This window comes from Synechococcus sp. MIT S9509 (genome assembly GCF_047303035.1).
In the GTDB taxonomy this organism is placed as follows: domain Bacteria; phylum Cyanobacteriota; class Cyanobacteriia; order PCC-6307; family Cyanobiaceae; genus Synechococcus_C.
Window position 1 is genome coordinate 1,180,827 of sequence record NZ_CP138940.1, and the last position, 25,231, is coordinate 1,206,057.

Below are 25,231 nucleotides of genomic sequence, written 5' to 3' on the forward strand. Positions count from 1 at the left end.
CCATCGGCGTGGAAAAACAGGATCAACTACTGACTGCGATCGCACGAGGGATCAACCCACAGATAGGTTTGACGAACAACCTGAGTGCAATGAACACTGTGCACAATTTCGGTTTGAAATTCTCCGTACAATCGCGAAAACGATTGCGTCATTTCGACCAGATTGTCACCGCCCAGAGCAACGCGATTCAAAAAAACAGTCTCTGAGATCAGCGGAATTCAATCAACAGAATTTCATCCATCCTGATCCTGTCTGACCAGAGCTTCTGGTTCAAGCGTGAACATCAGTGCACTGAATTCAACTCAGTGGAGATCGCCCGCAGATCTCAGCAGCGAATCTTGAACGGCCACACTGAGACTCGTCCATTGGAATCAATCGCCGCCAGAGCGGTGTCATCCGGCTTCCAGCACACTGCACTGATCCTCTCCGCCGTGAAGGCGCCCCCCAGTGGATTGCCGTCACCATTCTGATCAAGCAGCCAGACAAACACCGAACCATCCCTTGCACCCGAAGCCAGGATCAGTCCCTGATGGGCAAACGCCAGCGTGGAGATGGGTTCGGGATGGAGCACAAGCTGACCGGGCAGTGACCCTTCAGGTCCATCTCCCTGAAAATTCCAGACGATGATCTGATCACTGCCACCGGTCGCCAGGAACTGACCGCCCTGATCAAACGTCAGCTGGCTGGGCTTGCCGGGATAGCCGGTCATCTCAGCATCCAGACCGGTGGAGCGTCGCCAGAAATGCACGGAATTGTCCTGACTGCCGCAGGCCACGATGTCTCCATCGGGACTCAGCACCATCGAAACGAGCGATCCCTGCCATTTCAATTCCTGAGCAACCTGTTGCCTGGTGATGTCGAAGAAACTGACCTTTCCGTAACAGGCGGTGGCGAGCTCATCAGGCTTTGACCAGGAGATCGAACTGACCGTGCTGGGGTGTTCCTCAGTGCGCCATCTCTCAACACCATCGGAGTTGAAGATGTGCACGTTTTTGGATGCGGCAACGGCGAGCATGTCGCCACTGGCTGACCAGGCCAGATGTTCAACCCAGCCGCGCCCTGGCTTGATCGAATGCAGGACTTCACCCTGCCGGCTGTCCCAGATCAGCACGCATCCATCCTGACCGGAAGTGGCGAACAGCGCCCCTTTCGGATGAATCGCCAGTGCCAGCAAGCCGCCCTGATGAATGTTGTTTCTGGTCCAGATCAGCTCACCGGTCTTGCCGGAGAAGAGAGACAGCCCACCGGCAACATCGCCGACCAGCAGCCCTTCGCCGTCGCCGGTCCATCCACAGGCCAGTGCGTAGTCATCAACCTGGGCAGTCCAACCCTCATGAAGCATGCCCTGGGGGGCAAACATCTTCAGATCAGGCATTGGTCAAAATCCTTGCGCATCTGAGCCTCGTCAAGATTACGGCCGATGAACACAAGCTGATTGCAGCGCGGCTCGTCTCCCCACTCCTGCCCGGGCTGGGCGGTGAACAGCATGTGGACACCCTGGAACACAACTCTGCGGGATTCGTTCTGGTAGCTGATGAATCCCTTGGTTCTGAAAATGTCCACGCCTTTTTCAGCCAGCAGTGTTCCGATCCACTGGTTGAGTTTTTCAGGGTCAACATTTCCCTCACGCTCAATGGCGATTGAGCCGACCTCGTCGTCATGCTCATGCTCGGCGACCCAGACGCGCTCTTTGATCGGGCTGACTGATTGCCCCGACCGGATGATCTTCAGGTCAAATTCCTCAGCCGTGTGCTGGGCGTAGAAACCGATCGTTTTTTCATCCTTGACTTCGAACGGAAAGGATTTGGTTCCTTTTGAATCGAGCTCAAGACTGAGATGCTGATTGGCAGCGATTGAATCACCGGGCCTGAGCGATTGAGCGCCCTGGGCGAACAGCCGCACGCACTGCTCCGCGCTTTGCTTCAGTGCATCCTCATCCGTGGCCTGACCGGGAATCGCCACCAGCGACATCTCCGGATCCGGGCCGTCTTCAAGGGTCATTGCGTACTGACCCGGCTCAAGCTGATAGACACCTGTCCACTCGAATGGATATTCCGGCTCAAGGAATGTGGGTCGACGCTCCAGAATCTGATCGAGATCGAAGGCACTCAGATTGAGCACTGTCTCGACAGGCACGTCCGCCTGGGTGCTGCGCACCACACGGGCCATGGTGTTCATGTCGCGCAGGCGTGATTCGAGCTTCACCAATGAGTCCTCAGGCACAAGGTCAGACTTGTTGAGGATCAGCACATCAGCGAAAGCAACCTGTTCAGAACTTTCATTGCTTCGCTCGAGCTGCTGGTCAATGTGTGCGGCATCAATGAGCGTGACGATGCCATCCAGGGTGAATTCATCACGGATTTCATCATCCATGAAAAATGTCTGGGCAACCGGCCCTGGATCGGCAAGCCCGGTGGTTTCAACCAGCACGTAATCGAATTTGTCGCGTCGCTTCATCAGGTTCCCAAGAACCCGGATCAAATCTCCACGAACAGTGCAACAAATACACCCGTTGGACATTTCAAAAACTTCTTCATCAGCATTGATGACAAGACCCTGATCAATACCAACTTCTCCATACTCATTCTCAATGACAGCAATACGTTTGCCATGTTCTTCACTTAATATTTTATTCAACAAAGTTGTCTTACCCGAGCCCAGATAGCCGGTCAGAATCGTGACGGGTACTTTTTGATACATCAGCTGCGGAGACTCGTTTGCCTCAGGCTAATGACCTTGAGCAACTGACGAGATAATGATTACCATTCTCGTGTAGCGAGCTCCATTGAGCTCTGAACCTCAAACCCGTCCTGGCTTTCACAACTGAATGGCTTCTGTGTTTTCGCGCCTGAGCGCACTGTCTCTCCTGGTCGGCCTGGTTGCCTGCGGGGCACCCGATGCCTCCAACAAGGATGCAAGCCAGGGAAAGGGAGTGAAAGTGGTCAGCACTTTCCTGCCGATCACACTGTTCACTGAAGCAGTGGCCGGCGACTGCGCGGAGGTCACGTCGTTGATTCCGCCCAATCTGGGGCCCCATGATTTTCAGGCCACACCCTCCGACCTGACCGATCTCAGCGGAGCGAACGTTCTGGTCAAAAACGGGCTGGAGATGGAGGAATTCCTCGACGACCTGATCGATTCCGCTGACAACAAGGATCTCGTCGTGATTGATTCCAGCAAGGGCGTGGAAACGATCAAAGCGGCCGGTGGCGGCGGTCACGATGATCATGACGATCACGATGATGATCATCACGACGGTGAGCACCACGACCACGACGATGACCATCACGACGATGACCATCACGATGGCGACCACCATGAGGGTGAGCACCATGACGATGATGATGACCACGATCACGGCCATGGACACAGCCATGGTGAATACGATCCCCACATCTGGCTTGATCCGGTTCGCGCCACTCAGCAGGTCGAGAACATCAGAGACGGGCTTGTCAAAGCTGACCCAGGCTGCGCCGATGGATACAGGAAGAACGCGGCCCAGTACACCGCCAAGCTCAAGGAGCTGAACACTGAATTCACCGAGAAGCTCAAGCCCTACAGCGGCAAGACATTCGTCGCCTTCCACGACTTCGCGACCTACTTCGCCAACCGTTATTCCCTGAAAGCGGAATTCCTGGTTGACCTGCCCGAGATGAATCCAAGCCCGGCCGATCTGCAACGGGTCGCCGCTCAGGTCAAAGAGTCAGGCCTTAAAGCCCTGCTCAGCGAACCTCAGGAAGGCAAACGTTCCTTCAATGCCTTGGCGAAAGATCTCGGGGTGAATATCGTTGAATTCAACCCGCTTGAGACCGGCTCAGCCGAATCCGCCAAAGTGCCGGGAACCTACTTTGAGGTGATGCGCTCCAACGTCAACAATCTGGTCAAAGCCATTGGGGACTGACGTTTGATGCCCGACCCGGTGGTGGTGGTGAGGGACCTGTCGGTTGAACGTTCAGGTCGCCTCGCTGTGGAACAGGTCTCGTTCGAACTCCAGGGTGAGAGCGAGACCGCCGTGGTTGGGCCCAACGGCGCCGGTAAAAGCACTCTGGTGGCCGCCCTGCTCGGTTTGCTGCCGAGAAAACACGGGGAGGTGCGGATTCTCGGCAAACAACTCTCGCCCAACGGCGACCTCCCAGGTGCCATCAGATCCCAGATCGCCTATGTGCCTCAGAGTCTTGCCCTGCAGGGACGCTTTCCCCTGAGCGTGGCCGAGTTTGTCGGCTTCGGGTTTGACCCGCCCGGCCCACGCTGGCCCTGGCAGCAACACCAGAAACGCAAGGCTGCCGTTGAGAAGGCACTGGATCGCACCGGTTGCCTTGATCTGAGAAACCGTCTTCTCAGCGAGCTGTCCGGAGGTCAGCTCAAACGGGTGATGCTCTCCTTCTGTGTTGTGCGCCCCCGACAGCTTCTGGTGCTCGATGAAGCACAGGCAGGCCTCGATGTGCCCTCCAATGAGCGCTTCCAACAGCTGCTGCTTGAGTTACGACGTCAGGAGGGATGGACCGTTCTGCACGTCTCCCATGATCTCGACATGGTTCGCCGCAGCAGCGACCAGGTTCTCGGCCTGAATCGACGCCTCTGCTGCAGCGGTTCACCGGATCACACCCTCACCCCTGAACGTCTCATCGATCTGTACGGGCCCCACATGGTTCCCTACAGGCATCAGTGTCATGGTTGACACCCAGACGCTGACGCTCGTTCTTGCCGAGCCTTTCATGCAGCGAGCGCTGATCGGCGGTCTGCTCACCGGAGCGCTTGGAGGATTGCTGGGCAGTGTTGCCGTGCTCAGGGAGCTGTCCTTTTTCAGCGATGCCCTCGGGCATTCAGCCCTGCTGGGCATCACGGTGGGAATCCTGATCGGCGTGAATCCCACACTGGTTCTGATCCCTTTTGCAGTGCTGTTCGCCCTTCTGGTGAATCAACTGGTGGAGAAAAGCTCCCTCCCCACGGATGCACTGCTGAACATTGTCTATTCAACCTCTCTGGCGGCAGCGATTCTCTTCCTCAGCCTGGTCGAGAGCTACCGGGGCGGAATTCGCCAGCTTCTGTTCGGAGACATTCTCGGGGTCAGCAGTCTGGACCTGATTGTGATCGGCATGTTGCTGGCAGCGGCACTGATCTATCTGAGCCTGAGCATGCGTGCGCAGGTGCTGCTCACCCTGAATCAGGATCTTGCCGGTGCCGTGGGTGTGCAGACCCGCTGGCACCGGCTCGCATTCATCGTGCTGCTTGCCGTGGTGGTGGCGGTGTCGATCAAGGCGGTGGGCGTGCTGCTGATCAGCGCCTTTGTGGTGATTCCCTCCTGCGCAGGCCGTCTGCTCTGTCGCCGTTTTCCGGTCTACGTCTTCGTCTCCTCGATCCTGGGAGGCACCTGTGCCCTGCTCGGCTTGCTGGCCTCGGGACTCACGAATCTGCCATCGGGACCCTCGGTGGTGATGGTGCAGTTCCTTGGATTCCTGATCGCCCTGCTGCTCAGTTCACGCCTCTTCAGGCGGCTATCCACGCCGGAACCTGAACCCCAGGCCTGACCCTGGCCGATAGGTTCTCAGTGCATCAGATCAGTCTCCATGCCCGCCTCGACATGTCCCAGCACCGGTGCTGTCACGGGTCTCAGGGAAACGCTTGAATTCTTCAGTGACCCCGGCTTCGCCAGCAAACGCTTTGCCGCCCATGGCGATGTCTTTGAAACCCGCCTGCTCGCCCAGCGGATCGTGTTCATCCAGGGTGAACGGGCGATCTCCGATCTGCTGAAGCAGGGCGCGGATCTCGAGGGCTGGTGGCCGGACAGTGTGCGGCAACTGCTCGGCAGTCGATCTCTGGCCAACCGCAGCGGCCCCGCTCACAAAGCCCGCCGTCGCGTGGTGGGGCAGCTGTTTTCCAGCGGCGCACTCAGTCGCTACACCCCATCGATCCAGGCTCTGATCGAGGAGCTGATCACTGAGCTGCAGCAGAGCGATGGTCCGCAGCCCCTGGCCGCAAAGATGCGTCGATTCGCGTTCGCCGTGATCGCCACCACCGTGCTGGGACTGGATGCCGCTGACCGCGACGCCCTGTTCGCTGATTTCGAGATCTGGACTCAGGCTCTTTTTTCCATTCCACTGGCTGTGCCGGGAACCCCCTTTGCCCGGGCGGTGGCGGCAAGGAAGCGGCTGCTTGAACGCCTGAAAAGGGTGCTGCAGAACAGTGATTCCAGCCAGGGAGGACTGGATCTGCTCAGCGGTGGGCTCGATGAAGTCGACATGCCACTGGATGACGACGACCTGGTGGAGCAGTTGTTGCTGCTGTTGTTCGCAGGGTATGAGACAACTGCATCATCACTGAGCTGCCTGTTCCGTGCCCTGCTGCTCAACCCGGAGGTGGAACGCTGGCTGCTTCCGGAACTGCTGGCATCACCCTGGCCTTTCCAGACCTCCCATCGATCACCTCGCCTGGATGCCACGGTTCTGGAGGTCATGCGGCTCACGCCTCCGGTGGGAGGTTTCTTCCGACGCAATCTGCAACCGATCCGCCTGGCCGATGTGGAGGTTCCCAGAGACCGGGTCATCCAGGTGGTGCTTGGTTCATCGGGTGCTCAGCACGACGACGACATCTCCGCATTCAGGCCGCAGCGCCATCTCGATGGATCCTTCACCCAGACTCTGCTTCCCTTCGGAGGCGGTGAACGGGTCTGCCTCGGCAAGGCATTGGCCGAACTCGAGATCAGGCTGATGACCGTGGGTCTGCTCCAGAACCTGCGGCTGACTCTGATGCCCGATCAGGACCTGTCGTTGAAGCAGATTCCCAGTCCGACACCACGTGACGGGTTGCTGGTGCAAGTGGCGTCGCGCCGTTGAAGAGCAAGGGCTTCGAGAGATAGCGTCCTGCATCCACCTGCCCCTGCACTCAGCAAAGCCTCATGAAAAAGTTCCCGAGGTTGACACCCCGGGAACCGATGCACTCATGCCGTTCTCAACCGCGCCAAGACTCGTACAGCACTCTGCATCTTCACAGGGGGAAAACCGTAGAAGCAGGGTCGGGTGTCCAGACAGCACCAACCGCAAACAGCACCGGTGTTCCACGCACTAGGCCACCCAACGATCGGCATCCATGATCGTTTTGATCAGCAGACCAAGGCGCTTGAACTCGGCGAAATCGAGGTCTTTCACAGCCTGATCAAGGCCGGCATCAACCCAGTCTCCATTGCGCTTCTCATAGATCGTGAAGTCCTGATCCAGCGACTCACGCCTGATGCAGTAGGTGAGTCCATCGTCATGCACGAAGTCGGCGGATTGCAGTTGCAGGCCCATGGCGTCAACCCCCTGAGGACTGTGCGTTTGCACGCCGTTCTGACTTTCGGTCGCAACCACAGCTGAGGCAATGCGCCTTCATGCTCATTGCCTTTGCGTTCGCCAACGCCAAAACTGTGGTCATCGAGATCGGAGGCGCTGATGACAGCCGACACTCCACCCAACCAGATCGCAGGAGCCTCCTGACTTTCCGGCCCCCTGCTCCAACAGTTTCCACCCATCCGTGAAGCTGGTCCTTCGACAGGCAGACATCAGGTGCGCCACGTCGATCGACACTCCATTGCATCGTCACAGGTGCCCAGGAGTTGCATCAGCTCCACCTCTGGACGTCATGGCCCCAGGGACGCCGCAGCCAGTTGCTTCGCACACCTCCTTTCATCCCGACGTGATGGAGTGAAACCATGCGCGAACGAGCGAGATAGGCCGTCTCTTCCATCCGGAAGAGGCGGCCTTCCGCATGCGGAGGCCCCTCTGAAATCTGCCTGGAGCGAAATCGCTGCAGCAGCCTGTCGATAAGGATTCCAAACGACTTGCCGGATGCTGCGATCCATATGCAACAACACTTGTACTCTTCGCTGAACGAAACAAAAGCCGGGGACAAGCTTCAACGCCATGACGGTCAGCTCTGAATTTCAGGACGCGCTGTGCACGGAGGATCTCTGGAGGCGGATGCGCAAACGGGTGCCACCGATCGTTTCTGAATATTTCGTGGGTGGCGCCGATGAGGAGATCACGCTCAAAGGCAATGTGAAGGCCTTTCAACAGACGGTTCTCAACGTGCGCGGCGCCACACGTTTCGAGACCCTCGACACCAGCACGACCGTTCTGGGCCATGAGCTGGCGGTTCCCTGGTACATCTCTCCCGTTGGCAGCCTGCGAACCATCTATCCCAAAGGTGATGCTGTGGCGGCGCGCGTCGCCGGCAATTTCGGCACCGTGATGGGTCTTTCAACCCTCTCCGGGACACGCATGGAGGAGGTGGCCGCAGCATCCTCCAAACAGTGCTGGTTTCAGCTTTATCTCTGCGGAGGACGGGACACGGCCCTGCGTGCGATCAACCGCGCCAAAGAGGCTGGTTTCACCGCGCTGTTCCTCACCATCGATACGGGTGTCTCCGGCCAGCGGCGGGTGCATGAACGGATGAAACCACTGCAGGCCCTGCATCCGTGGGAAGGACTCAGCGCCAATGAGCGACTGCAATGGATCCTGCGGCGGCTGCAGCTGGCACCTCAGATGTCCACACGGCTGCCCTGGCTCACCGACCTGCTCGGCGATGAGGGGGTGATGCGGTTCCTGAACATCATCGATGAGAACGGCGAACCGATGCCGTTCACGGACATTGGCTCCCAGCTGGCGTCATCCGCCGTGACCTGGGCCGACTTTGAGTGGATCCGTGAAGCCAGGGGAAGGGATCGTCCGATCATCATCAAAGGCGTTCACTGCGCCGACGATGCCAAGCGTGCCGAGGACGTGGGGGCCGATGCCGTGGTGTGGTCCAACCACGGTGGACGACAGATGGACCGGGTCCCTCCAACCCTGCACATGGTTCAGAGCGAAATGCCCAAGCTCAGCGGCTCCGGGCTCACGTTTCTGATGGATGGAGGGATCCGTTGCGGCACCGACATCCTCATTGCTCTGAGCCATGGAATTCAGGCTGTGGGCATCGGACGGGCCATGGTCGCCGGTCTCGGAGCCGGCGGAGAGGCAGGCCTCACACGCAGCTTCGAGATCCTGCGCGAAGGACTTGAGAGAGGGATGCGTCTGACCGGGGTGGGCTCAGTCGCTGAGATTCGCGCAATGGGCGCCGACCTTCGCTGTGAATGCCTGCTGCAGGGAGACAGCCATCTGCCTCCCTTCGTGTACTGAGCTGGTCACATCCGATGCGTGAGGCCGCCACGATTGTCGGTCGATCCAGCTTTCCGAGGCCCCATGCACGACCCCCGCGCCACTCTGCTGCAGCACAACCGCGGACACTGGCAGGGATGCTTCATCCGCCTCGACGGCAGCGGGGTGGAGCAGGACCGTTTCCCGACCTCTCTGCAGGTGCAGGAACGCGATGGCGTGATTGAGAACTGCCTCACGTACCTGGCCACCGGAGAGCAGAAATCGATGAATTTCGAGTCTGTCCCCTTCACCATGCAGGTGAATGAAAGCGGCGGTTGGTCACTCGGCCCGAGTGCGATCACACCCCTCGCCTGGGCGGGAGAACTGAGTGTCGTCCATGGCGATGAACGACGTCGGGTCGTGGCACGGCATGGGTTCCACGGCCTTGACCAGGTGGTTTACATAGTGGAAACCAAAGCTGGCGGCGAACCCTGCGCACCATCACAGCCGTTGCAGTGCACGATCCGAACGAACGGCGACTGGGTGATCTGGCAGCCGGAGCCGAATGTGGAGCTGTTGCTCGATGCAAGAGATCGGCACATGGGCGACAACACGGTCTGCGGCCTGCGCTGGGTCAATCCGCAAGGTCAGATCAATCAGATCGTTCGGCGCTATGACGCCAACGGTTACCTCGAGAGCCTCCCGGAAGCAGACATCTGGGGGTGACGAGTCAGGGGCTACCTGCTGCAGAAATCATCAAGCATCGAGTGTTCGCACTCGGGAAGAGTCATGCCGTAAACGATTGCGTTTCCATTGGCTGGATTGCGCAGGCCGAATGCCCCTGCAAACCCGCGCAGCATCCAATCCAACCGGAACACATCGCAGGGAACACCCGGGCAGAGAAAGGTTCGCCTGCAGTCAACAGGCCGGTTGTTGAACAAACAGCTCGACCACTGATCAGACCTGACAGGCTACGCAGAGCCGAGGGCAAGCACGGGTAAAGCCAGGGCCGTCAACAGTGAAGGCATCCTCTGCGAACTCAATCCAGTTCCCAGCATTCACTGCCGTTCCGGGTCATCAGACAAACCAGAGCGGATTCCCTGCTGATCACCCGGTAGGTGTGACCATCTGCATGACTTTTGGCTCTGGCATGCCAGAGCGCATGGTCCTTCGAGTTATGCAGGTCGGTCTGATGCCAGCCGCTGTCGGTCAGTTCTTCAATCTGAAACACGGCATCACCGGAATCTGTCATCAAGATGTGCAGCTGAAGCAGTCATGCAGAGAAGCAACGGAAAGATGTCGGGATTGGTTCATCTCAAGTCGCAGTTCATCCCAGGATCAGACAAGGCAGCTCAGACAACACTGTTCAGTCAGCAGAATTCTGATCGGCGGATGGAGAGCCCCGCGCTGCACTCCTTTGCAAAGAGTCGTAATATTGCTTTACAAGCAGAGAGTTCATGAGTTCCTCAACCTCCACCCAGGACCAGTGGTACCAGGATGCAGCCGCCAGCCAGATCAAAGGTGAGCGCATGGTGCGTGCAGAGCTGCTGAACGGACGGGTGGCCATGCTCGGCTTCGTTGTCGGCGTGCTCACGGAAGCCCTCACAGGTCACGGCATCGTCAGTCAGATCACCTTCGGGGTGCTGGGTCTCAGCTGATTGCTGAACCGCCAACCGATCATTCATCAGGATCCTCGGAGCATTCGCTTCGAGGATCTTGTTGTTCAGGGAACCCAGCCCTCAGCGTTCACTCATCCTTCGTCTGGCTGGAGGCGGCGATTCTGGCGTCCGCCCAGCGGGCGAAGAAATAAACACCGACGAACAGAGGCGTGTAAGCCAGCCACATCCGTTCAGGAGCAATACCGCTGTTGTTGATCACGGTCAGTCCGCCATATCCCACCAGGAAATAGATCCCAGCCCTTCGAAGAGCACCCACCTGCTTGGGATTCATGACTCGACCTGTGTTCACTCCACTCTAAAAAAACCAGCAGTGCTTGAGGGTGCTGCAGGGTGTCGCGCAGCAGTGAGCGTCGCAGCGCGGCCGAAGCGGTTCGCGGTGAATCCGAAGCTGGCTGAACCCTTCCGGTGACGGCCTGCTGTTCATGCCCTGCCGTTGATGCCCTGCCCGGTGCCGATGAACTGCTGAGCAGGCGTGTGACGGCACGAACGTCATCGCTGTTGACCGTCCTGCTATAGAAAGCTTGCTGAAAATTTCGGCATCGTTCACCTTGTCAATGACGAGGCGCAGTTCGACTCAGGCCATGGAACGGGGACCTGAGCCTGCAACGAGGAACCACCATGACACTGACCTACCGCGGCCAGAAGTACGCGCGGAACAACGCTGTTTCCAAAAACAGTGTTCGTTCTGAACTCGTGTACCGGGGCCAGAAAGTGGCCCGATGAGTTCCGCCGCAATCCGGCACAACGCCCTGCCCCGTCAGGGTTTTTTTCATGGCTCTGCACCAACCTCTGAAACTGACATCCCGGCTTCTGCTGCTCAGCACCCTGCTCGCGTTCGCTGACCCCACCGGCAGAGTTCATGCCGACAGCACGATCGCCCATTGCCTGCTGAGCGATTCAAGCCCTGCCGTTCAGGTCGAATCAGGTCCGTGTCGATTCAGCCAGCGCCAGGGGAATGTGACCATCATTTTCGGCGATCGCGCCTTCGACTTCCCTGTCAGCGAGTCTGGATTGCTTTACCAGCGCAGCAACAGCACTGCAGGAATCCGCTTTGACATGTCAGGCGGATCAAGTCTTGAGGTGCTCTGGCGATGAGTCAATGGCTGGAATCACGTCGATGACGTCGCGGCTCGCCTTCAGGCCATCAGCAACTGATAGGCGTCATTGACCCGCCGGAACGCCTCGGCTGATCCACCCAGATCGGGATGGTGCTGCTTGACGAGCGTCCTGAAGGCCTGCTTGATCGCCTCCTGGGAAGCGTCCGTCGTCAGACCCAGCACCGAAAACGCTTCGGAACGCGCATCAGTTGAGCCGCTCTGCCCCTGTCCCGATGACTCACGATCCGTGGAACGTTGATCACTTCGCGTCCGCCGCCCACTGCCGTCTCCCTGCCGATGACCCTGACTTTGACGCAAACGCTGGTGCAGTTCCGCCACCACCCGTCGGGGGTCCTCATCAAGCCATTCACTGGCCCGCACTCCATACAGCGCGAAAGCCGCCAGCACCGCAGCCGTTTTCTTGGTGGGGGTTGGACCCACTGCAGCCATCAGGTCCGTACCCAGACCGCTGATCACCCGATCGAGCCTCTCGCTCAGGCTGAGCTGAGCATGAAAGCTGCTGCGATTGAGCTGTTCAATCAGGCGTTCAAGGCCGTGCCGGCGCAGCGCGCTCCAGCCCGGCTGCATCGCCAGAGACTCACCCCAGCGCTGAACCTGTTCTGAACTCACAAGTGGAGAGGGCTGTCGTCTGCTCCACCCAGCGGAAGCATCGTGCTGAGGTCGCTGCCACTGTTGTCGTCGCAGATGGTCGAGTTGCTGTTGCAAACGCCGAACTTCCCTGCGCAGGGCTTCGTTGTCCCGCAGCAAAGCCTCCACATTGCTGGTGACACGTTCAGCCTGGTTCTGCCGAACGCGATTGTCACGGGCAGACGATGAAGACGGCCACCGGCGCGGATCAAAGCCCATGAAAACCGTGCGACAGAGCCGGATCTGCGAATGCCAAGAGACTACGAGCCAAGGCGATCTGCGTTGAGTGATGGGCCCTGAATGATCGTCCTTAAATGATGGGCGGATCAGCTGTCGGCGAAGGCAGGATGGTGCTCTGCGGCGATTCGAACATTGGCGACTTCTCTCGTGACCGGTGCCAACAGGGGAATCGGTCTCGCCTACTGCCAGCAGCTCCATCTGCGTGGTGACCGGGTGATCGCGGTCTGCCGTCAATCCAGCGATGAACTGGATGATCTCGGCGTGCAGGTTGAGTCCGGGATCGAACTCACCAGCCCGGACTCGCTGGCGGCCCTGGTCAATGGGCTGGCCGGTCAGAAGCTGGACACGGTGATTCTCAATGCCGGGATCCTTGAATCGATGGGGCTCAGTGATCTGGATCCGGAGGCCATTCGCCGGCAGTTTGAGGTGAATGCTCTGGCTCCGCTGCTGCTGGCCAGGGCTCTCACACCGTTGATGCCTGAGGGATCAAAACTGGTGCTGATGACCAGCCGCATGGGATCGATCGAAGACAACAGCTCCGGTGGCTCCTATGGATACAGGATGTCGAAAGTGGCGCTGAACATTGCCGGAAAATCGCTTGCGGTGGATCTGCGGAGCAGAGGCATCGCCGTGGCGATTCTTCACCCCGGTCTGGTCAAGACCCGGATGGTCCAATTCAATCCCAACGGCATCAGCCCTGAGGACTCCGTCAGAGGTCTGATTGCACGGATTGACGAACTGACGGTGAACAACAGTGGCAGCTTCCTGCACGCCAACGGATCCGTTCTGCCCTGGTGAACCATGCATCAGCAAAAAAACCCCTGCCGGCGGCAGGGGTTCAGCAAACCAACAGCGGTCTGACAGCCCGCTGTATCAGATCAGAAATAATTGCTGAGAGCGTCCAGCGATGACCAGAGGTACTTGACGACGATGTTTGCACCGACTCCAAGAGTCGCAATGAACGCACCGAACAGAATCAGCTGGACGTAGCCGATTCGATCTTCCGGTGCCCAAACATCAGGCTCCTGAAGGGATTTCAACCGAGACCAACCTGGGAAAGGATTCCCTGACCGGTCAAAAGCTCGGTTCCGAGACCGATCACAAAGCCCATCATGGCCAGACGGCCGTTCCACTGCTCAGCGAATGCGGAGAAGCCAAATTTTGCGTTGTCCATCGGAAAGAATCGCGTCTCCACCCTTTGTAACAGATTGTGTCGTCCTCGTGTGGATCAACGTGCAAATGAATAGCCGGCAGAGGTCAGGACTGACTTGAGTCATCCCATGACAAGGGACGACCAGGCCTGATCCAGCATGGATTCGCTTCAGGCAGGATCTTTTCGCAGTCAGATCGACGATGGACAAGCAAACAGCTGCAAAACCATCGCTTCAGGACATCCTGCTGCGAGCTCTGCGGATCACCGCAAGCACCGTTGCGATCGTGGAACTGCTTCGCAGCGACTGGAGCGGCGGCGTTCTGGCAGCTCTGGCCTGGCTTGTGTTCCTGCAGGTCGAAAGACTGCGCAGCTCCGGTGATGCGGAAACAGGCAACGACGCCCGCTGAATGTGGCATGAGGGGAACGATCCCGATCCAGCAGGTCGCTGCTTTCGCCGAGGGCCCCTTTGAGGGCAACCCCGCCGCCGTCTGCAGCCTGGATGCATGGCTGCCCGATGCCCTGTTGCAATCAATCGCAGCGGAAAACAACCTCTCGGAGACAGCCTTCGTGGTTGGAGCCGATGGTTGCTACGGCCTGCGCTGGTTCACACCAAGCTGCGAAGTGGATCTCTGCGGACATGCCACCCTCGCCGCCGCCCATGTGGTGTTTCAGCAGGACCGGGATCTGGAGCAGATCAGGTTCGAATCCAGGAGCGGTGATCTGCTGGTGCGGCGCCGGGGGGAACGATTCACCCTTGATTTTCCCGTGCAGGAGGCCAGGCCCTGCGAAGCCCCTCCGGAACTGAACAGGGCTCTCAACCTGAGGACAACGGCCTGTCTTCAGGGGGTTGACCTGATGGCCGTGGTCGCCGACGAAGAAACGGTTCGGCGCCTACAACCCGATCTCGCCATGGTGGCGGCACTGCCCGGTCGCGGACTGATCGTGACCGCACCCGGCATCAACGCTGACTTTGTCAGCCGTTTTTTCGCGCCGGGACTCGGCATCGACGAAGATCCCGTGACCGGATCAGCCCATTGCAGCCTCACTCCCTACTGGGCCGAACAGCTGGGACGAAGCAGCCTTGACGCACGGCAGCTGTCGCAACGGAGCGGAACCCTGCACTGCCAGCTGCAGGGTGAACGGGTGCTGATCACTGGACGGGTGATGCCTTTTCTGTCTGGCGTCATTCATCTGGCTGACCTGACACCGCGCACCGCAAAGCAGCACTGAAGAGCGAAACGAAAGGCGAAACGAGAAGCGAAAGCGAACCGTGTGGTGCGGAAAGATCGCATCAGACTCGGAACATCGCTTGGAATCCATGGCTGTGTTCGTGCTTGTGCATGGTGGATCTCACGGAAGCTGGTGCTGGGACGCTTGCGCCGGCGCGCTGCGAAGTGCAGGTCACCGGGTGGTGAGTTTTGATCTGCCCGGACATGGCCAGGATCCAACGCCTCGGGACCAGGTGACCTTGAAGGCTTACGGCGAGGTGATCCGCGGTCAGCTGAAGCAATGCGGCAGCGAATCGCCTGTTCTGGTGGGTCATTCACTCGCAGGAATCGGCATCGCTGAGGCCATGGCGCGTGAGCCGCTCGTCATTGGCCAGCTGGTGATGATTGCAGCACTCGTGCTGAAACCCGGCGAGCGCGCCATCGACAGAATTCCTGAAAGCCGCCGACCTAGCTACTTCGAACTCGCGGCGGCCTCATCCGACCAGAGTTTCGCATTGAGTGCAGAGGTCACCCGCAGGGTGTTTTTCAACGATCTGAACGACACCCAGGCCTCCGGTTATCACGCCAAACTCACGCCCCAACCCCTGGGTGTCTACCTGGAAACAACCCGGTTCGATCTGTCTGAGATCTCCTGCCCAAAGCACTTTTTCGCCTGCCGACAGGACCAGGCACTCGGGCTGGAGAACAATCTGATCTATGCGCAGCGGTTGGGAGGCAGTATCACCACCCTGGATGCAGGACATGATGTGATGCTTTCAGAGCCTGACCTGCTCGCTGAAAGCCTGATGGAACGTCTAGGCATGCGTTGACGTGTTGAGTGTCGGCAGAATCCGGTCCGGATCCCACTGACACTTCAGAGTTTGCAGCAGCTCCAGGTCCGGCCCGTAGGCCAGCTGCAGCTGACGTGCGTAGCAGATTGTTCCGGGATGTCTTTCGACCAGGTAGACGTGGCATGAGAGTGAAGCCAGAGCATCGAACAGGTCATCGGACCACTGCTTCACCTCATCCGCTGCAGAGCTCTCGTCAGGGTGCCAGAGACCGGAAATCACAATGGACCATTCGGCGTTTCGCCCCCTGTAGGCGGAGCTCTGCATGGGTTGATCGCGCACCGCACCACCGATGTGCTGCAGATCAATTCGACAGAGAGGATTCGGAGCCCGCTGAATGGCCGTGGTGAGGATGGTGGCAAGGGGTTGCGTCTGCCCGGACTCCACGCTGATGGCGTGAATCCAGGAGCGAAGCCGACGCCGCCGATCGGTGTCGGCCATCGGCTCCGCCGGCAGAGATCCGTCATGACCCGGCATGTTGAAATCCGGCAGCGCCTCCAGGCCCATCACCCGCTGCCGCCAGACATCGGAGCAATCGGATTCGGTCGTGGAATCGCCGCTGTCCTCCACAACGTTGACGACATAACTGAGCACAGCAGCCTGTGTGCTGTCGGGCGGTACACCCAGCACAAACGAACAGGAGCGCGAATGAGGCAGGGCTTCAGCACTTTCAAGACGGTCCTGAAACTCCTCAAGAGCATTCAGGGAACGCCTCACATCCAGGGGACGCCGTTCATGCGTGCGCAATGTGGCCTGAGTGATCACAGCAAGAAACGGTGCTGCTCCACGCAGCATCCTCCAGGCGTTGGGATCCTGCCCGTCGCCCTGCATCACAAACGGCGTGCCGTCGGCTCGCACGCCCCGCAACGCCGTGATGCTGTCGAGAGTGAGACCAAGACTGCGGCTGAGATGGCCGATGCCACCCATCAGCAGCAGCCCGAAACCGGGCGTGGCGTGGGTGCCCACCGGCAGCATGCGCCCATGCGGTGCGAGTGCCTGAAGCAAAGCCCCCATGCCAACGCCTCCCTGCACACGCACACAATCGGCATCGAGCTCGATGGACGTGAAATGGGCGGAAAGATCGAGCACCAGTGCTCCATCAGCTGCACAGAAACGACTGTGGCCGCCACTTCTCACCATCAGGGGCAGACCGTCACGGCGAGCACGCATCACCGCCTCCACCACATCCTGCTCATGACGAGGCTGGAGAATGCCCACTGGGTCGGACGCCGCAGCGTCACCGTTGAACAGCGCAGACAGGGCCTGCTCGTAGCCGCGCTGTCCTGGATCCAGAGTCATGACGGTGATTCAGAACGAAAGCGTGGGTTGAAGCGTGCCGTTGACGGTTTCGGCATCAGCTGAGCAAACCCCCGCCAGCGGCAATTTCGCAGGAACCCAGAGCAATGAACCATCTTCACGGTCACAGCAGCTGGTGACCCGCGGAGATTCGGTCAAATCACTCATGAGACAAGATTCAGAACTGTTGCGTACGGTCTCAGACCTGAAGCCTCCCAGGGCATCCCAGGCAAACGCGAAAACAGACTGAACAGAAACAGCTGTAGAAGAACGACTGAAGCAATCCCCAGCACAGTGAAACGGATCGATTGAGTCTGCAGCCAGTTTTTATACAAACCGCTCAACCAGGGCACCAGGACATGCCCCGTGAGCAGGACCGTTATGTAGTTGCTGATCAACATATTGAGGGGCAACGGCAGAGTTCCAAGTGTGGAATTACCGACCAGAGTCAACGCCATAACTGATGGATAAAGCGCCAGCCAGACCAGCAGATTGACCTTCCAAACCGGAACCTTTCGATCCCGTTTTTTCTGGATCCACTGGTCAAAGGAATCAGCTTCGAGGCTCGCTCTATATCGATAATCCATCAATGTTTCAGCCTGATACAGAAGGCTTCGCCGTTCCGGGCTGTCCAGCCATAACAGACACTGATCCAGGGCTTCGAAAACAATTCGGGTCGTGGCCGACAGCAACTGACCATCATCCATGTCCTGAAAAGAGGTGGACTGGCCGCAATATCCATCAAAGTTGAGAGCTTTCTCATTCATTCGGCGCTGGAGACTCTCAAAGGATTGCTTTCGCTCTATTGGAATCACACTGTGAATGGTGTACACAAAATGACCCGGCTCAAGCACTTCAGAATCATTCGAGGAAGCCATGATCCTCAGTAACGTGCCCCATCAGGCATCTCGCGGAATTCGTCCCAGACTTTGCAGGCTTCGCACTTGAGAATCTGCGTGAGTTTGATCTCTCGCTGCTCCCTCGATTTCTGCATATCATTATTAATGGCTTCATCTGAAAACAGATCGCTGTAGTCCGACCAGGAAGCTGCATAAAACACATCGCGAATGCCAGCCCAGTAGGCCGTGGCATAACACATCGGACAGCATTCACAGCTGGTGTACATCACACAACCAGACAGATCCCAGGTGCCCAGTTTCTTGCAGGCAGCGCGAATCGCATTCACCTCAGCATGCGCGCTGGGATCAAAGTCCCTGACCACACTGTTACCGGCTGAGGCCACGATTTCTCCATCTTTGGCGACAACCGCACCGAAAGGGCCACCCGTTTTGTTCACCACTCCGGCATCTCTCATCAGACGAATCGCTTCTCTCATCAGAGCCTGATCCCGATCAGATGCCATGGATGCAAAGTCCGCTGACCACAGATTGGCTGTCACGGCAAAAGGCGGCAAGCAATCCCTTTCAGCGACGACGCACCCAGCTCCAGAACAACCAGGCGATCAGCCCGAGCAACACCCAGGGCAGAAATGATCGCAGCACGACCACAGCCACGAACACAACCAGCAGACTCACTGCGCCGCGTTTGACCAGCGCTTTGCTTTCGTCAGTCATGTAACGCCAGCGGGGAATCAGCGCCAAGGCATCAACTCAGAAACAGCGATGAACTTAGAAGATGTCTGCAAGAACATTCCGTGCAGGCTTCCATCGTTCATGGCCCGGCCTGCTCGTTGTTGTACTGCTCGAGCCCGCAGAGCTTCATGGCCTGGCTGTAATGGGGTTCAAAACGATCCCAGCGGAAACTGCGCGGGTCGTAGCGACTGCGGCTGCGGTCAACAGCCGCATGGGTGGTCAGGCGCGTGATTGGGATTCCGAATGTTGCCTGCCAGAGCAGCACCTGCTCTGCGAGCGACCTGTATTGCGCATCCGTGTAACCGGAATGGCCATGGTCATTTCCACGGCCATCCGGTGGCGAAACCAGGCTGATATGAAGTGCGATGTTGTTGATCGACCCCACGCTGCCTGGACGGTCCCGCATGGTGATGTCACCGAAGGCCGACATGCCGCTGCCGTAGGCGCGCTTCTGATCGGGAACAATCCTGATTCGACGACCATCCCGGCCGATCAGCATGTGATAACTCACCTGCTGATCATCCTCAGGGTGATTGGTCTTGAACAGGGCAAGCGCCTGGGGCTCGCTGATCACCGTTTCATGCAACACGATCACCATCGGCTTGACCTGCAGCTCACGTCCCCAGGAGTCCCTGGTCTTGCGTTCGCCGAAATTGGTTGGATGCGCCAGCTGAAAGTCTTCCTGCGCGAGCCCCAGTGCCTGTGCACAGGCCTGAACCACCTCCGGCGGCGATGCGGCAACGCGGCTGTCGCCCAGACGCATGAGAGGGGGCCTGTCGGACTGCAACGACTGTTCACCAGCGGTATCTGACCACCCGGGCACACCGGAATCTCCACTCAGAAGTGAACAGCCCGTAAGGCCAATCAGCACTGAAACCGCCAGCTGATCCAACACTGGTTTCATCACAGCAGCTGGCAGGGTCAGTCCGGGAACAACCATCCCATGCTCTCCGAAGCTCTCAACACCAGAGAGAACAACAACAATGCTTTTCCACAAAAAACAGTTAGTCCCCCAGTCAATCGACAGACTCAGTGGTGAATTTCAACAGCATTGACAGCTTTTGCGCAGCAACCTCAGGGAAAAAGATCATTTCCCAACGCTGCATTCGGATCCTCAGTTAATTCTGAAAGGGAAATTGTTTGATTTTTCGAGGTCTCACGATCACAGCACCAATCGCATCAGGCACTGATCGGATGTAACGAGCGAACGAGCGGGAACGCATCACGCCTCTCCCGGGGGCGGCATGAATGGCATCCACCCTGGAGCCCTCTTTCACCAGCAAGCCTGTGTGGCTCACGTCAAGACCGTCGACACGCGTTGCGACAGCAAAAATATCGCCGGACTGAACACTGGGGAGTGCAGCTTCGAGATCCCTGAGCGGTACGTAGTGCTGCTTGATCCGTCTTCCCTGCTCCCGCGCACGAATGCAATCGAACAGATCCTGGGATTGCAGGGCGGGGTACTGAGCACGGTGGCTCGACATGAAATTCAACGGCAGATCCCGCGTTGCCGCCCCGGACCAGACCGGGGCCTGTTCCAGCAATCCCTGTGCCTGCGCCGAGCTGACCCAGTCGTGAAAATAGTGCTGACGCGTGCAGTAACCGACCTCGCCGTTTCGGTAGCGAAGCTGCCTGGTCCGTTCAGCAAAATCTTCAAACGAATCGGCGGACACCATGGCAAGCAGCTGTTCAACGAACAGCATGCAGTCGAAGCTCACGAGGTCGAGTCGCAGCTGTTCGAGACCTGGCTGATCAAGCGACATCGCCAGATAGGGACTGCCTAGAAAGAATTCAGCAAGACGTGGCATCGCCTCGTTGACAGGCCACGACTGAATCAGTGATTGGGCCTGTTCAAAGCGTTTTCTTGTTCCAGCAATAACCTGGAGTTCAGCAATGGTGGCTGACGAACCGGAAGGAGCAGCCTCAGCAACAGATCGTCCCAGCGCCAGCGAAAACGAGGGTCGTAGTTCCTGCTGAACAAGGACTAAACATCCCGAGATCAATCCGAAAAACAGGAGCACAGCGAGCTTCACACTGAGTTGCAGACAGATCTCACGCTCTCATGGGAGCTGATGAACATCCATCGAACACCGTGATCTGCTCAGACCTGCGTGGTCGCATGGCGGCGCCTGCCGAGCGGCTCGATCCAGTGCTCCACCACTTCCCGATGCTGGAGCCATTGGGGAGGAACACGGCAACCGAGGTTCACCACTCCGTCGTCCATCAGGCGGCCTAGGCGAAGCGCCGCTGCCTCCTCAGCTCGGGAAAAAACGTGTTGATGAGAAGCAAGCCAGTCAACCTCATCTTCCGTGATCACGCCCGTGGAGAGGCTTTCAAGGAACAGTTCACCAAGGGTCATCTGAACTATGTAACGAAGTTGTTACATCATGACGCTCGCTCCTGACCATCGCGAGCGCAGGCACGAATCGGGAGGGAGAGCAGGCTCGCGCCCTACATGACATTTTTTTAAGCTCTTCCCAACATCTGGTTGTTTCATGCAGGTCAACCTCTCCCAGCAGTTTGAAGCCGAGTCGTTCAAGCGGATGATTGACGCCACCACAGACGTGCATGAGTTGCAGACACTGGCTCGTGAACTCACCGACCTCTATTTTCGACAACGCGCTGCAACCGCATGGGTGGTGTCGGAGCAGTGATCAGAGCGACTGACTCACAGTTGCATCACACAGTCTCATCACCATGAGTTGACCCTCCGGAGGTGAACCGTCGCGTTCCATTCTCTCGAGCTGAAAAACCATCAGAGCATGAGCCGAGAAACGCAGCGCTGACAGAACAGCGAGGCCCATGCACAGCGGACAGTGAAGTAATCCCATCAATCAAGACTGGGATCGATTGCCGCAGCCGACACCAATGCTTGCCATTTCTTGACCTCCTGATCACATCGCCCAGCCCTGAATTCCGGAGCGATTCAGGTGTCAACGCAACGACAACGAGTCAGTGATGTCTTGCTGAATACAGCGTCATCCAAGAGCGTCATCCAAAGCGGAGGGAATCGTTGTCCGATCCATCCCCATCGCTAAAACATGCCGTATTCAGCATCGCCCAGCACGCAACCAACAGCAATGCGTGATTGCACTGATTGCCGAACAGTCCTGCGCACCTCAACACTGGAGTCATACAAACGGAGGCACCGGATGACGGCCGACACTCCACCTGAGCAGATCTGAGAAGCCATTCGGCTGTTTCTCCTGCAACAGGGTTTCTTTCCAACAAGATGAAGTGCAACTGACCGGGTCATGAAGGCCGAGCCGATCAGCCAGGCTTCACGGGAACCCGAGCCCAGGACTCACAGCAGATTGTTCGCTTCTGCTTTCCTTTGCTTCAACCACTGTCCTCCGCAACGCAATCAACCAGGATTCACGTTCAGATTCAGACAGGAAGCCAATGAACAAACGAGCGATTTAGGCCGTTCCATTCATCGGAATGGTGCGGTCACCAAACCAGCGGATCGCTGGCAAAAACCCCCGGGATTCAGAACCAACTCTGAATTCCGGGGGTTCATTCATGCACAGCGAAACAAACAGCACGGATACGGAGCGAGACATCTCCTGACCACGGCCAGCATCAACTACACCCGGCTCTAAGAGGAGCGTTCATGGTTGTTCAGTCAAGACACCACCCTGCGATTTGCGGCAGAGAGCAGGAGCTGCGCTCTCTGATGCAGGAGTCGGGCCGCAACTGGCCAGCGTCAAACGAACGTGGACTGCGAGATCTGAACTCCGGCTTCGCCTGCGCACTGCACATGCATCAGCCGACGGTGCCCGCAGGTCCGAATGGTGAGCTGATCTCACACCTGCAGTACATGCTGGAACATCCAGACGAGGGCGACAACCACAACGCTGAGCCATTCGCCCATTGCTACAGGCGCATGACTGATCTGATTCCGGAGTTGATCAGAGAGGGCTGTGATCCGCGGATCATGCTCGATTATTCGGGAAATCTGCTCTGGGGTGTCACGCAGATGGAACGGAGGGACATCACCGAAGCGCTGCATTACCTGGCCTGCGACCCAGAGATGCACCGACACGTGGAATGGCTCGGCACGTTCTGGAGTCATGCCGTTGCACCCTCCACACCCATTCCTGATCTGACTCTGCAGATCAGCGGTTGGCAACACCAGTTCGCCGATCTGTTCGGAGACTCCGCTCTGAAACGTGTGCGCGGTTTCTCCCTGCCTGAAATGCACCTGCCCAACCACCCGGACACACTGTTTGCCCTGGTGGATGGCCTGCTTGAAGCCGGGTATCGATGGCTGCTGGTGCAGGAGCACAGCGTGGAACAGCTGGATGGTTCACCGCTCAGCGGCGTACAACGCTTTGTTCCCAACAGGCTGGTGGCCCGTTGCTCATCAGGCGACGAGGTGAGCATCACGGCACTGATCAAAACCCAGGGATCCGACACCAAACTCGTCGGACAGATGCAACCGTGCGAGGAGGCGCTTGGCCTCGGACGTCAGCGACTGGGGAACACTGTGATTCCCTCGCTCGTGAGCCAGATCGCCGACGGAGAAAACGGCGGAGTGATGATGAATGAATTCCCTGAGGCCTTTCGCCAGGCGAATCGCCGCATTCGAGACAGCAACGTTCAGACGACGGCGCTCAACGGTTCGGAATACCTCGAGCAACTCGATGACCTTGGACTGAAGACAAGCGAGCTTCCCTGCATCCAGGCCGTGCACCAGCATCGCCTCTGGCAGAAGACCGGCAGATCAGCTGGCGCGGAACGCATCGCCGCCAGCATTGGTGAACTCAGTTCCGCAAATGACGGCTTCTCCATGGAGGGAGCCTCATGGACCAACAACCTCAGCTGGGTCGATGGATACGACAATGTGCTCCAACCGATCCAGTGCTTCAGCGCCCGCTTTCATCAGCAGTTCGATCAGCAGCTTTCAGCGCAGCCGTCCCTGTCGAAGTCATTGCCGTATCGAGATGCACTGATGCATCTTCTGCTGCTGGAAACCAGCTGCTTTAGGTATTGGGGTCAAGGTCAATGGACCCAGTGGGCAACTGACATCTACGATCAGGGCATGAAGCATCTGGATCGATAGTGTGACCTCTTGGATCGATCAAAAGGCTCCATCACTCGCGACGGGCAACAGTCGACTTCCTTTCTCAAAGCACGGCTCGACATAGACCACTGGATGGCGTGACTTCAGTCGACGAGATTCAAAGGCACGCGTCTCGAAGAACTATCGATGACAAACTGCCCGCAGGAATAAGTAGAAGAGATGGCGAATAGTACAAACCTGGTTCTGTAGGAACAGAAGGAGGTGGGGCTTGGGGGGCTTCAAGGTCCATGCCTTCCCATAGAAGGGCCTCGGAAATTTCTGCTGGGATTTAGATGGTCAGAGCCATATCGGCACCAAGACGCTGCTCTTGGTCTATTGCGGAGGAAAGCAGGTCGCTGATCTCTGCACTGAACACTGCTAGCTAAAAAATACCCAAGAACGGATGGTCTGCCGCTTCAAGAACGACATGCCAACGCAGCACGTTCAATGGGTCGAAGTCGAAACCTCGTCACTGACAGGCAGCGGTAAGCCAGTTATCAGACGCATGCTCAGGAATAACGCCATCGAGGCATGGGAAACGATGCAGAAGTCAGGCGGATGGAAGCGGTGTCAACTCAGGTGGTGACGCTCAGCAAGCCCAACACCCCTGCGTCATGTACATAACCACTCATCGCTTGAGTGTGATTTTGGACGTAGCCACTCATATCGCATACGTATGGGAGGTCACGTCTGGGTTTTGCTCTCCTGAGGGCGCGCGACCAGAACATCAAACCCGATGATCTGGAGCAGCCAAAGAAACGGCCCGACGAACACACCGACGATTGTCCAGGCCCACACGTTGCGCCTGAACCATTCGAACGCCATTGGAGCGACGAACGCTCCCAGAGGGCCGCCGGAAACGAGGCCGACCCAGCCCTTTCCGTCCTGCTGCTTCTGGTACTCCTCAGCACCGACATTGCAAGAGCCGTTTGCCTTGCTCAGGAAGTCATTACCAGCACCCGTTACGGTCCGTGCAGGCGCTGGGATGTCTAGGCACTGAAGCTCGAACCGTTCGCCGTAGCTCTTGGTCTCTGAGCCACCCCAAAAGCTTTTGGCCTCGACCGCTGCAGGGAAAAACGCCGCTGCACCCAGAAGACCGCCAACGGCAGAACTGACGAACACCCGACTGAGTTTCATTTGATACGAGCTTAACCGATAAAAGCTACAAAAAAGTGCGTGCATTGGCGGACACATGTGTAACAACGACACAACAGCAGCAGAACCAACAACAGATCCCTTTCCCAATACATGAATGCAAACCCAAGCACCGTCACTGAAAGGGTGGTGAATGCGCA

General features: G+C 57.9%; 36 protein-coding genes and 1 pseudogene. 16 read left to right on the plus strand and 21 right to left on the minus strand.

Annotation, left to right across the window (positions count from 1 at the left end):
- Positions 1-325 precede the first annotated feature (325 nt).
- Positions 326-1,375 (minus strand): WD40 repeat domain-containing protein, encoded by a 1,050-nt coding sequence (locus SIB73_RS06740; protein ID WP_413401873.1) that lies wholly within the window; start codon positions 1,373-1,375, stop codon positions 326-328.
- The gene (locus tag SIB73_RS06745; protein ID WP_413401871.1) at positions 1,363-2,700 is read right to left on the minus strand and encodes a CobW family GTP-binding protein; all 1,338 of its coding nucleotides are present in this window, start codon (positions 2,698-2,700) and stop codon (positions 1,363-1,365) included. Before SIB73_RS06745 ends, SIB73_RS06740 begins: the two co-directional genes overlap by 13 nt.
- Before the next feature lie 127 nt (positions 2,701-2,827).
- Between SIB73_RS06745 and SIB73_RS06750 the strand changes: the two genes are divergently transcribed.
- Genes SIB73_RS06750 through SIB73_RS06765 form a run of 4 tightly spaced genes read left to right on the plus strand, consistent with a single transcriptional unit; the run spans position 2,828 to position 6,833 of the window.
- Positions 2,828-3,901 carry a metal ABC transporter solute-binding protein, Zn/Mn family gene (locus tag SIB73_RS06750; RefSeq protein WP_413401869.1) on the plus strand — a complete coding sequence of 358 codons (1,074 nt, stop codon included), beginning with the start codon at positions 2,828-2,830 and terminating at the stop codon, positions 3,899-3,901.
- A 6-nt stretch (positions 3,902-3,907) separates the two neighbouring features.
- Entirely contained in the window at positions 3,908-4,678 is a 771-nt protein-coding gene (locus SIB73_RS06755) for a metal ABC transporter ATP-binding protein (protein ID WP_413401867.1), read from the plus strand.
- Positions 4,671-5,528: a metal ABC transporter permease gene (locus tag SIB73_RS06760; RefSeq protein WP_413401866.1), complete on the plus strand. Its 858-nt coding sequence runs from the start codon at positions 4,671-4,673 to the stop codon at positions 5,526-5,528. The genes SIB73_RS06755 and SIB73_RS06760 overlap by 8 nt, the downstream gene beginning before the upstream one ends.
- Before the next feature lie 39 nt (positions 5,529-5,567).
- Positions 5,568-6,833: a cytochrome P450 gene (locus tag SIB73_RS06765; RefSeq protein WP_413401865.1), complete on the plus strand. Its 1,266-nt coding sequence runs from the start codon at positions 5,568-5,570 to the stop codon at positions 6,831-6,833.
- 228 nt (positions 6,834-7,061) lie between these two features.
- Here SIB73_RS06765 and SIB73_RS06770 read toward each other — a convergent pair whose 3' ends face one another.
- Positions 7,062-7,286 (minus strand): hypothetical protein, encoded by a 225-nt coding sequence (locus tag SIB73_RS06770; protein ID WP_413406365.1) that lies wholly within the window; start codon positions 7,284-7,286, stop codon positions 7,062-7,064.
- Positions 7,287-7,898: 612 nt separating this feature from the next.
- Here SIB73_RS06770 and SIB73_RS06775 point away from each other — a divergent pair.
- Positions 7,899-9,152 carry an alpha-hydroxy acid oxidase gene (locus SIB73_RS06775; protein WP_413439763.1) on the plus strand — a complete coding sequence of 418 codons (1,254 nt, stop codon included), beginning with the start codon at positions 7,899-7,901 and terminating at the stop codon, positions 9,150-9,152.
- 18 nt (positions 9,153-9,170) lie between these two features.
- Positions 9,171-9,836: a DUF3598 family protein gene (locus SIB73_RS06780; RefSeq protein ID WP_413439764.1), complete on the plus strand. Its 666-nt coding sequence runs from the start codon at positions 9,171-9,173 to the stop codon at positions 9,834-9,836.
- 11 nt (positions 9,837-9,847) lie between these two features.
- On the opposite strand, the gene SIB73_RS06785 is transcribed toward SIB73_RS06780, so the two are convergent.
- On the minus strand, positions 9,848-10,051 hold the full coding sequence (locus SIB73_RS06785; protein WP_413401861.1) for a hypothetical protein: 204 nt from the start codon (positions 10,049-10,051) through the stop codon (positions 9,848-9,850).
- 98 nt (positions 10,052-10,149) lie between these two features.
- Positions 10,150-10,362: a hypothetical protein gene (locus tag SIB73_RS06790; protein ID WP_413401860.1), complete on the minus strand. Its 213-nt coding sequence runs from the start codon at positions 10,360-10,362 to the stop codon at positions 10,150-10,152.
- Between the two features lie 205 nt (positions 10,363-10,567).
- Between SIB73_RS06790 and SIB73_RS06795 the strand changes: the two genes are divergently transcribed.
- Complete coding sequence (locus SIB73_RS06795; RefSeq protein WP_413401858.1) at positions 10,568-10,768, plus strand: chlorophyll a/b-binding protein; 201 nt, start codon at positions 10,568-10,570, stop codon at positions 10,766-10,768.
- 88 nt (positions 10,769-10,856) lie between these two features.
- Here the strand turns inward: SIB73_RS06795 and SIB73_RS06800 are convergent, their stop codons facing one another.
- Entirely contained in the window at positions 10,857-11,060 is a 204-nt protein-coding gene (locus SIB73_RS06800) for a hypothetical protein (RefSeq protein WP_413401856.1), read from the minus strand.
- A gap of 347 nt (positions 11,061-11,407) precedes the next feature.
- Here SIB73_RS06800 and SIB73_RS06805 point away from each other — a divergent pair, with 347 nt between their 5' ends.
- Entirely contained in the window at positions 11,408-11,512 is a 105-nt protein-coding gene (locus SIB73_RS06805; protein WP_413401854.1) for a DUF4278 domain-containing protein, read from the plus strand.
- Positions 11,513-11,560: 48 nt separating this feature from the next.
- Positions 11,561-11,884 (plus strand): hypothetical protein, encoded by a 324-nt coding sequence (locus tag SIB73_RS06810; protein WP_413401852.1) that lies wholly within the window; start codon positions 11,561-11,563, stop codon positions 11,882-11,884.
- 41 nt (positions 11,885-11,925) lie between these two features.
- Here the strand turns inward: SIB73_RS06810 and SIB73_RS06815 are convergent, their stop codons facing one another.
- A complete protein-coding gene (locus SIB73_RS06815; protein ID WP_413401849.1) occupies positions 11,926-12,753 on the minus strand; it encodes a DnaJ domain-containing protein in 828 nt (275 codons plus the stop codon).
- A 153-nt stretch (positions 12,754-12,906) separates the two neighbouring features.
- Here SIB73_RS06815 and SIB73_RS06820 point away from each other — a divergent pair, with 153 nt between their 5' ends.
- Positions 12,907-13,572, plus strand: coding sequence for an SDR family oxidoreductase (locus tag SIB73_RS06820; RefSeq protein WP_413401848.1), 666 nt, complete (start codon positions 12,907-12,909; stop codon positions 13,570-13,572).
- A gap of 80 nt (positions 13,573-13,652) precedes the next feature.
- On the opposite strand, the gene SIB73_RS06825 is transcribed toward SIB73_RS06820, so the two are convergent.
- Both SIB73_RS06825 and SIB73_RS06830 read right to left on the minus strand, forming a co-directional pair.
- Positions 13,653-13,814: a hypothetical protein gene (locus SIB73_RS06825; RefSeq protein WP_413401846.1), complete on the minus strand. Its 162-nt coding sequence runs from the start codon at positions 13,812-13,814 to the stop codon at positions 13,653-13,655.
- Positions 13,811-13,948, minus strand: coding sequence for a high light inducible protein (locus SIB73_RS06830; protein WP_066908436.1), 138 nt, complete (start codon positions 13,946-13,948; stop codon positions 13,811-13,813). Before SIB73_RS06830 ends, SIB73_RS06825 begins: the two co-directional genes overlap by 4 nt.
- A gap of 179 nt (positions 13,949-14,127) precedes the next feature.
- Here SIB73_RS06830 and SIB73_RS06835 point away from each other — a divergent pair, with 179 nt between their 5' ends.
- From SIB73_RS06835 to SIB73_RS06845, 3 genes are all read left to right on the plus strand, one after another.
- Positions 14,128-14,334, plus strand: coding sequence for a hypothetical protein (locus tag SIB73_RS06835; protein ID WP_413401845.1), 207 nt, complete (start codon positions 14,128-14,130; stop codon positions 14,332-14,334).
- A gap of 7 nt (positions 14,335-14,341) precedes the next feature.
- Positions 14,342-15,157, plus strand: coding sequence for a PhzF family phenazine biosynthesis protein (locus tag SIB73_RS06840; RefSeq protein ID WP_413401843.1), 816 nt, complete (start codon positions 14,342-14,344; stop codon positions 15,155-15,157).
- Positions 15,158-15,245: 88 nt separating this feature from the next.
- Positions 15,246-15,965 carry an alpha/beta fold hydrolase gene (locus tag SIB73_RS06845; RefSeq protein WP_413401841.1) on the plus strand — a complete coding sequence of 240 codons (720 nt, stop codon included), beginning with the start codon at positions 15,246-15,248 and terminating at the stop codon, positions 15,963-15,965.
- On the opposite strand, the gene SIB73_RS06850 is transcribed toward SIB73_RS06845, so the two are convergent.
- The 9 genes from SIB73_RS06850 to SIB73_RS06890 form a co-directional block, all read right to left on the minus strand.
- Positions 15,951-17,282 (minus strand): FAD-binding oxidoreductase, encoded by a 1,332-nt coding sequence (locus SIB73_RS06850; RefSeq protein WP_413401839.1) that lies wholly within the window; start codon positions 17,280-17,282, stop codon positions 15,951-15,953. The genes SIB73_RS06845 and SIB73_RS06850 overlap by 15 nt on opposite strands.
- A gap of 9 nt (positions 17,283-17,291) precedes the next feature.
- On the minus strand, positions 17,292-17,447 hold the full coding sequence (locus SIB73_RS06855) for a hypothetical protein (RefSeq protein WP_413439765.1): 156 nt from the start codon (positions 17,445-17,447) through the stop codon (positions 17,292-17,294).
- Positions 17,444-18,157, minus strand: a complete 714-nt coding sequence (locus tag SIB73_RS06860) for a hypothetical protein (RefSeq protein WP_413401836.1) — start codon at positions 18,155-18,157, stop codon at positions 17,444-17,446. The genes SIB73_RS06855 and SIB73_RS06860 overlap by 4 nt, the downstream gene beginning before the upstream one ends.
- 5 nt (positions 18,158-18,162) lie before the next feature.
- Positions 18,163-18,642 carry a nucleoside deaminase gene (locus SIB73_RS06865; protein WP_413401834.1) on the minus strand — a complete coding sequence of 160 codons (480 nt, stop codon included), beginning with the start codon at positions 18,640-18,642 and terminating at the stop codon, positions 18,163-18,165.
- Positions 18,643-18,703: 61 nt separating this feature from the next.
- Complete coding sequence (locus SIB73_RS06870) at positions 18,704-18,880, minus strand: hypothetical protein (protein WP_413401832.1); 177 nt, start codon at positions 18,878-18,880, stop codon at positions 18,704-18,706.
- A 70-nt stretch (positions 18,881-18,950) separates the two neighbouring features.
- Positions 18,951-19,811 (minus strand): N-acetylmuramoyl-L-alanine amidase, encoded by an 861-nt coding sequence (locus tag SIB73_RS06875; RefSeq protein WP_413401830.1) that lies wholly within the window; start codon positions 19,809-19,811, stop codon positions 18,951-18,953.
- Between the two features lie 178 nt (positions 19,812-19,989).
- Positions 19,990-20,679: an N-acetylmuramoyl-L-alanine amidase-like domain-containing protein gene (locus SIB73_RS06880; protein ID WP_413401828.1), complete on the minus strand. Its 690-nt coding sequence runs from the start codon at positions 20,677-20,679 to the stop codon at positions 19,990-19,992.
- Between the two features lie 26 nt (positions 20,680-20,705).
- Entirely contained in the window at positions 20,706-20,852 is a 147-nt protein-coding gene (locus tag SIB73_RS06885) for a hypothetical protein (protein ID WP_413439766.1), read from the minus strand.
- Between the two features lie 120 nt (positions 20,853-20,972).
- Positions 20,973-21,230: a hypothetical protein gene (locus SIB73_RS06890; RefSeq protein ID WP_413401827.1), complete on the minus strand. Its 258-nt coding sequence runs from the start codon at positions 21,228-21,230 to the stop codon at positions 20,973-20,975.
- A 136-nt stretch (positions 21,231-21,366) separates the two neighbouring features.
- On the opposite strand from SIB73_RS06890, the gene SIB73_RS06895 reads away from it, so the two are divergent.
- Entirely contained in the window at positions 21,367-21,525 is a 159-nt protein-coding gene (locus tag SIB73_RS06895; protein ID WP_413401825.1) for a hypothetical protein, read from the plus strand.
- On the opposite strand, the gene SIB73_RS06900 is transcribed toward SIB73_RS06895, so the two are convergent.
- Positions 21,526-21,675 carry a hypothetical protein gene (locus SIB73_RS06900; RefSeq protein WP_413401823.1) on the minus strand — a complete coding sequence of 50 codons (150 nt, stop codon included), beginning with the start codon at positions 21,673-21,675 and terminating at the stop codon, positions 21,526-21,528.
- A 615-nt stretch (positions 21,676-22,290) separates the two neighbouring features.
- Positions 22,291-22,434: a hypothetical protein gene (locus tag SIB73_RS06905; RefSeq protein ID WP_413401821.1), complete on the minus strand. Its 144-nt coding sequence runs from the start codon at positions 22,432-22,434 to the stop codon at positions 22,291-22,293.
- A gap of 50 nt (positions 22,435-22,484) precedes the next feature.
- Here SIB73_RS06905 and SIB73_RS06910 point away from each other — a divergent pair, with 50 nt between their 5' ends.
- A complete protein-coding gene (locus tag SIB73_RS06910) occupies positions 22,485-23,936 on the plus strand; it encodes a glycosyl hydrolase family 57 (protein ID WP_413401819.1) in 1,452 nt (483 codons plus the stop codon).
- Positions 23,937-24,330: 394 nt separating this feature from the next.
- Positions 24,331-24,522: pseudogene (locus SIB73_RS06915) on the plus strand (DUF1651 domain-containing protein); the annotation flags it as partial.
- A 98-nt stretch (positions 24,523-24,620) separates the two neighbouring features.
- Here the strand turns inward: SIB73_RS06915 and SIB73_RS06920 are convergent.
- Positions 24,621-25,073 carry a hypothetical protein gene (locus SIB73_RS06920; RefSeq protein WP_413401817.1) on the minus strand — a complete coding sequence of 151 codons (453 nt, stop codon included), beginning with the start codon at positions 25,071-25,073 and terminating at the stop codon, positions 24,621-24,623.
- Positions 25,074-25,231: the final 158 nt, after the last annotated feature.

Bases quoted from the DNA above. Each gene is read 5' to 3' on its own strand.
- SIB73_RS06860 (WP_413401836.1), bottom strand. From the start codon at position 18,157: ATGGCTTCCTCGAATGATTCTGAAGTGCTTGAGCCGGGTCATTTTGTG.
- SIB73_RS06900 (WP_413401823.1), bottom strand. From the start codon at position 21,675: ATGGGCCTCGCTGTTCTGTCAGCGCTGCGTTTCTCGGCTCATGCTCTG.
- SIB73_RS06855 (WP_413439765.1), bottom strand. From the start codon at position 17,447: ATGAGTGATTTGACCGAATCTCCGCGGGTCACCAGCTGCTGTGACCGT.
- SIB73_RS06800 (WP_413401856.1), bottom strand. From the start codon at position 11,060: ATGAATCCCAAGCAGGTGGGTGCTCTTCGAAGGGCTGGGATCTATTTC.
- SIB73_RS06805 (WP_413401854.1), top strand. From the start codon at position 11,408: ATGACACTGACCTACCGCGGCCAGAAGTACGCGCGGAACAACGCTGTT.
- SIB73_RS06910 (WP_413401819.1), top strand. From the start codon at position 22,485: ATGGTTGTTCAGTCAAGACACCACCCTGCGATTTGCGGCAGAGAGCAG.
- SIB73_RS06845 (WP_413401841.1), top strand. From the start codon at position 15,246: ATGGCTGTGTTCGTGCTTGTGCATGGTGGATCTCACGGAAGCTGGTGC.
- SIB73_RS06755 (WP_413401867.1), top strand. From the start codon at position 3,908: ATGCCCGACCCGGTGGTGGTGGTGAGGGACCTGTCGGTTGAACGTTCA.
- SIB73_RS06890 (WP_413401827.1), bottom strand. From the start codon at position 21,230: ATGACCCTTGGTGAACTGTTCCTTGAAAGCCTCTCCACGGGCGTGATC.
- SIB73_RS06815 (WP_413401849.1), bottom strand. From the start codon at position 12,753: ATGGGCTTTGATCCGCGCCGGTGGCCGTCTTCATCGTCTGCCCGTGAC.
- SIB73_RS06740 (WP_413401873.1), bottom strand. From the start codon at position 1,375: ATGCCTGATCTGAAGATGTTTGCCCCCCAGGGCATGCTTCATGAGGGT.
- SIB73_RS06920 (WP_413401817.1), bottom strand. From the start codon at position 25,073: ATGAAACTCAGTCGGGTGTTCGTCAGTTCTGCCGTTGGCGGTCTTCTG.
- SIB73_RS06760 (WP_413401866.1), top strand. From the start codon at position 4,671: ATGGTTGACACCCAGACGCTGACGCTCGTTCTTGCCGAGCCTTTCATG.
- SIB73_RS06905 (WP_413401821.1), bottom strand. From the start codon at position 22,434: ATGTCTCGCTCCGTATCCGTGCTGTTTGTTTCGCTGTGCATGAATGAA.
- SIB73_RS06765 (WP_413401865.1), top strand. From the start codon at position 5,568: ATGCCCGCCTCGACATGTCCCAGCACCGGTGCTGTCACGGGTCTCAGG.
- SIB73_RS06810 (WP_413401852.1), top strand. From the start codon at position 11,561: ATGGCTCTGCACCAACCTCTGAAACTGACATCCCGGCTTCTGCTGCTC.
- SIB73_RS06865 (WP_413401834.1), bottom strand. From the start codon at position 18,642: ATGGCATCTGATCGGGATCAGGCTCTGATGAGAGAAGCGATTCGTCTG.
- SIB73_RS06770 (WP_413406365.1), bottom strand. From the start codon at position 7,286: ATGGGCCTGCAACTGCAATCCGCCGACTTCGTGCATGACGATGGACTC.
- SIB73_RS06840 (WP_413401843.1), top strand. From the start codon at position 14,342: ATGAGGGGAACGATCCCGATCCAGCAGGTCGCTGCTTTCGCCGAGGGC.
- SIB73_RS06745 (WP_413401871.1), bottom strand. From the start codon at position 2,700: ATGTATCAAAAAGTACCCGTCACGATTCTGACCGGCTATCTGGGCTCG.
- SIB73_RS06830 (WP_066908436.1), bottom strand. From the start codon at position 13,948: ATGGACAACGCAAAATTTGGCTTCTCCGCATTCGCTGAGCAGTGGAAC.
- SIB73_RS06875 (WP_413401830.1), bottom strand. From the start codon at position 19,811: ATGGTTGTTCCCGGACTGACCCTGCCAGCTGCTGTGATGAAACCAGTG.
- SIB73_RS06895 (WP_413401825.1), top strand. From the start codon at position 21,367: ATGCAGGTCAACCTCTCCCAGCAGTTTGAAGCCGAGTCGTTCAAGCGG.
- SIB73_RS06790 (WP_413401860.1), bottom strand. From the start codon at position 10,362: ATGACAGATTCCGGTGATGCCGTGTTTCAGATTGAAGAACTGACCGAC.
- SIB73_RS06775 (WP_413439763.1), top strand. From the start codon at position 7,899: ATGACGGTCAGCTCTGAATTTCAGGACGCGCTGTGCACGGAGGATCTC.
- SIB73_RS06880 (WP_413401828.1), bottom strand. From the start codon at position 20,679: ATGCCACGTCTTGCTGAATTCTTTCTAGGCAGTCCCTATCTGGCGATG.
- SIB73_RS06850 (WP_413401839.1), bottom strand. From the start codon at position 17,282: ATGACTCTGGATCCAGGACAGCGCGGCTACGAGCAGGCCCTGTCTGCG.
- SIB73_RS06750 (WP_413401869.1), top strand. From the start codon at position 2,828: ATGGCTTCTGTGTTTTCGCGCCTGAGCGCACTGTCTCTCCTGGTCGGC.
- SIB73_RS06835 (WP_413401845.1), top strand. From the start codon at position 14,128: ATGGACAAGCAAACAGCTGCAAAACCATCGCTTCAGGACATCCTGCTG.
- SIB73_RS06795 (WP_413401858.1), top strand. From the start codon at position 10,568: ATGAGTTCCTCAACCTCCACCCAGGACCAGTGGTACCAGGATGCAGCC.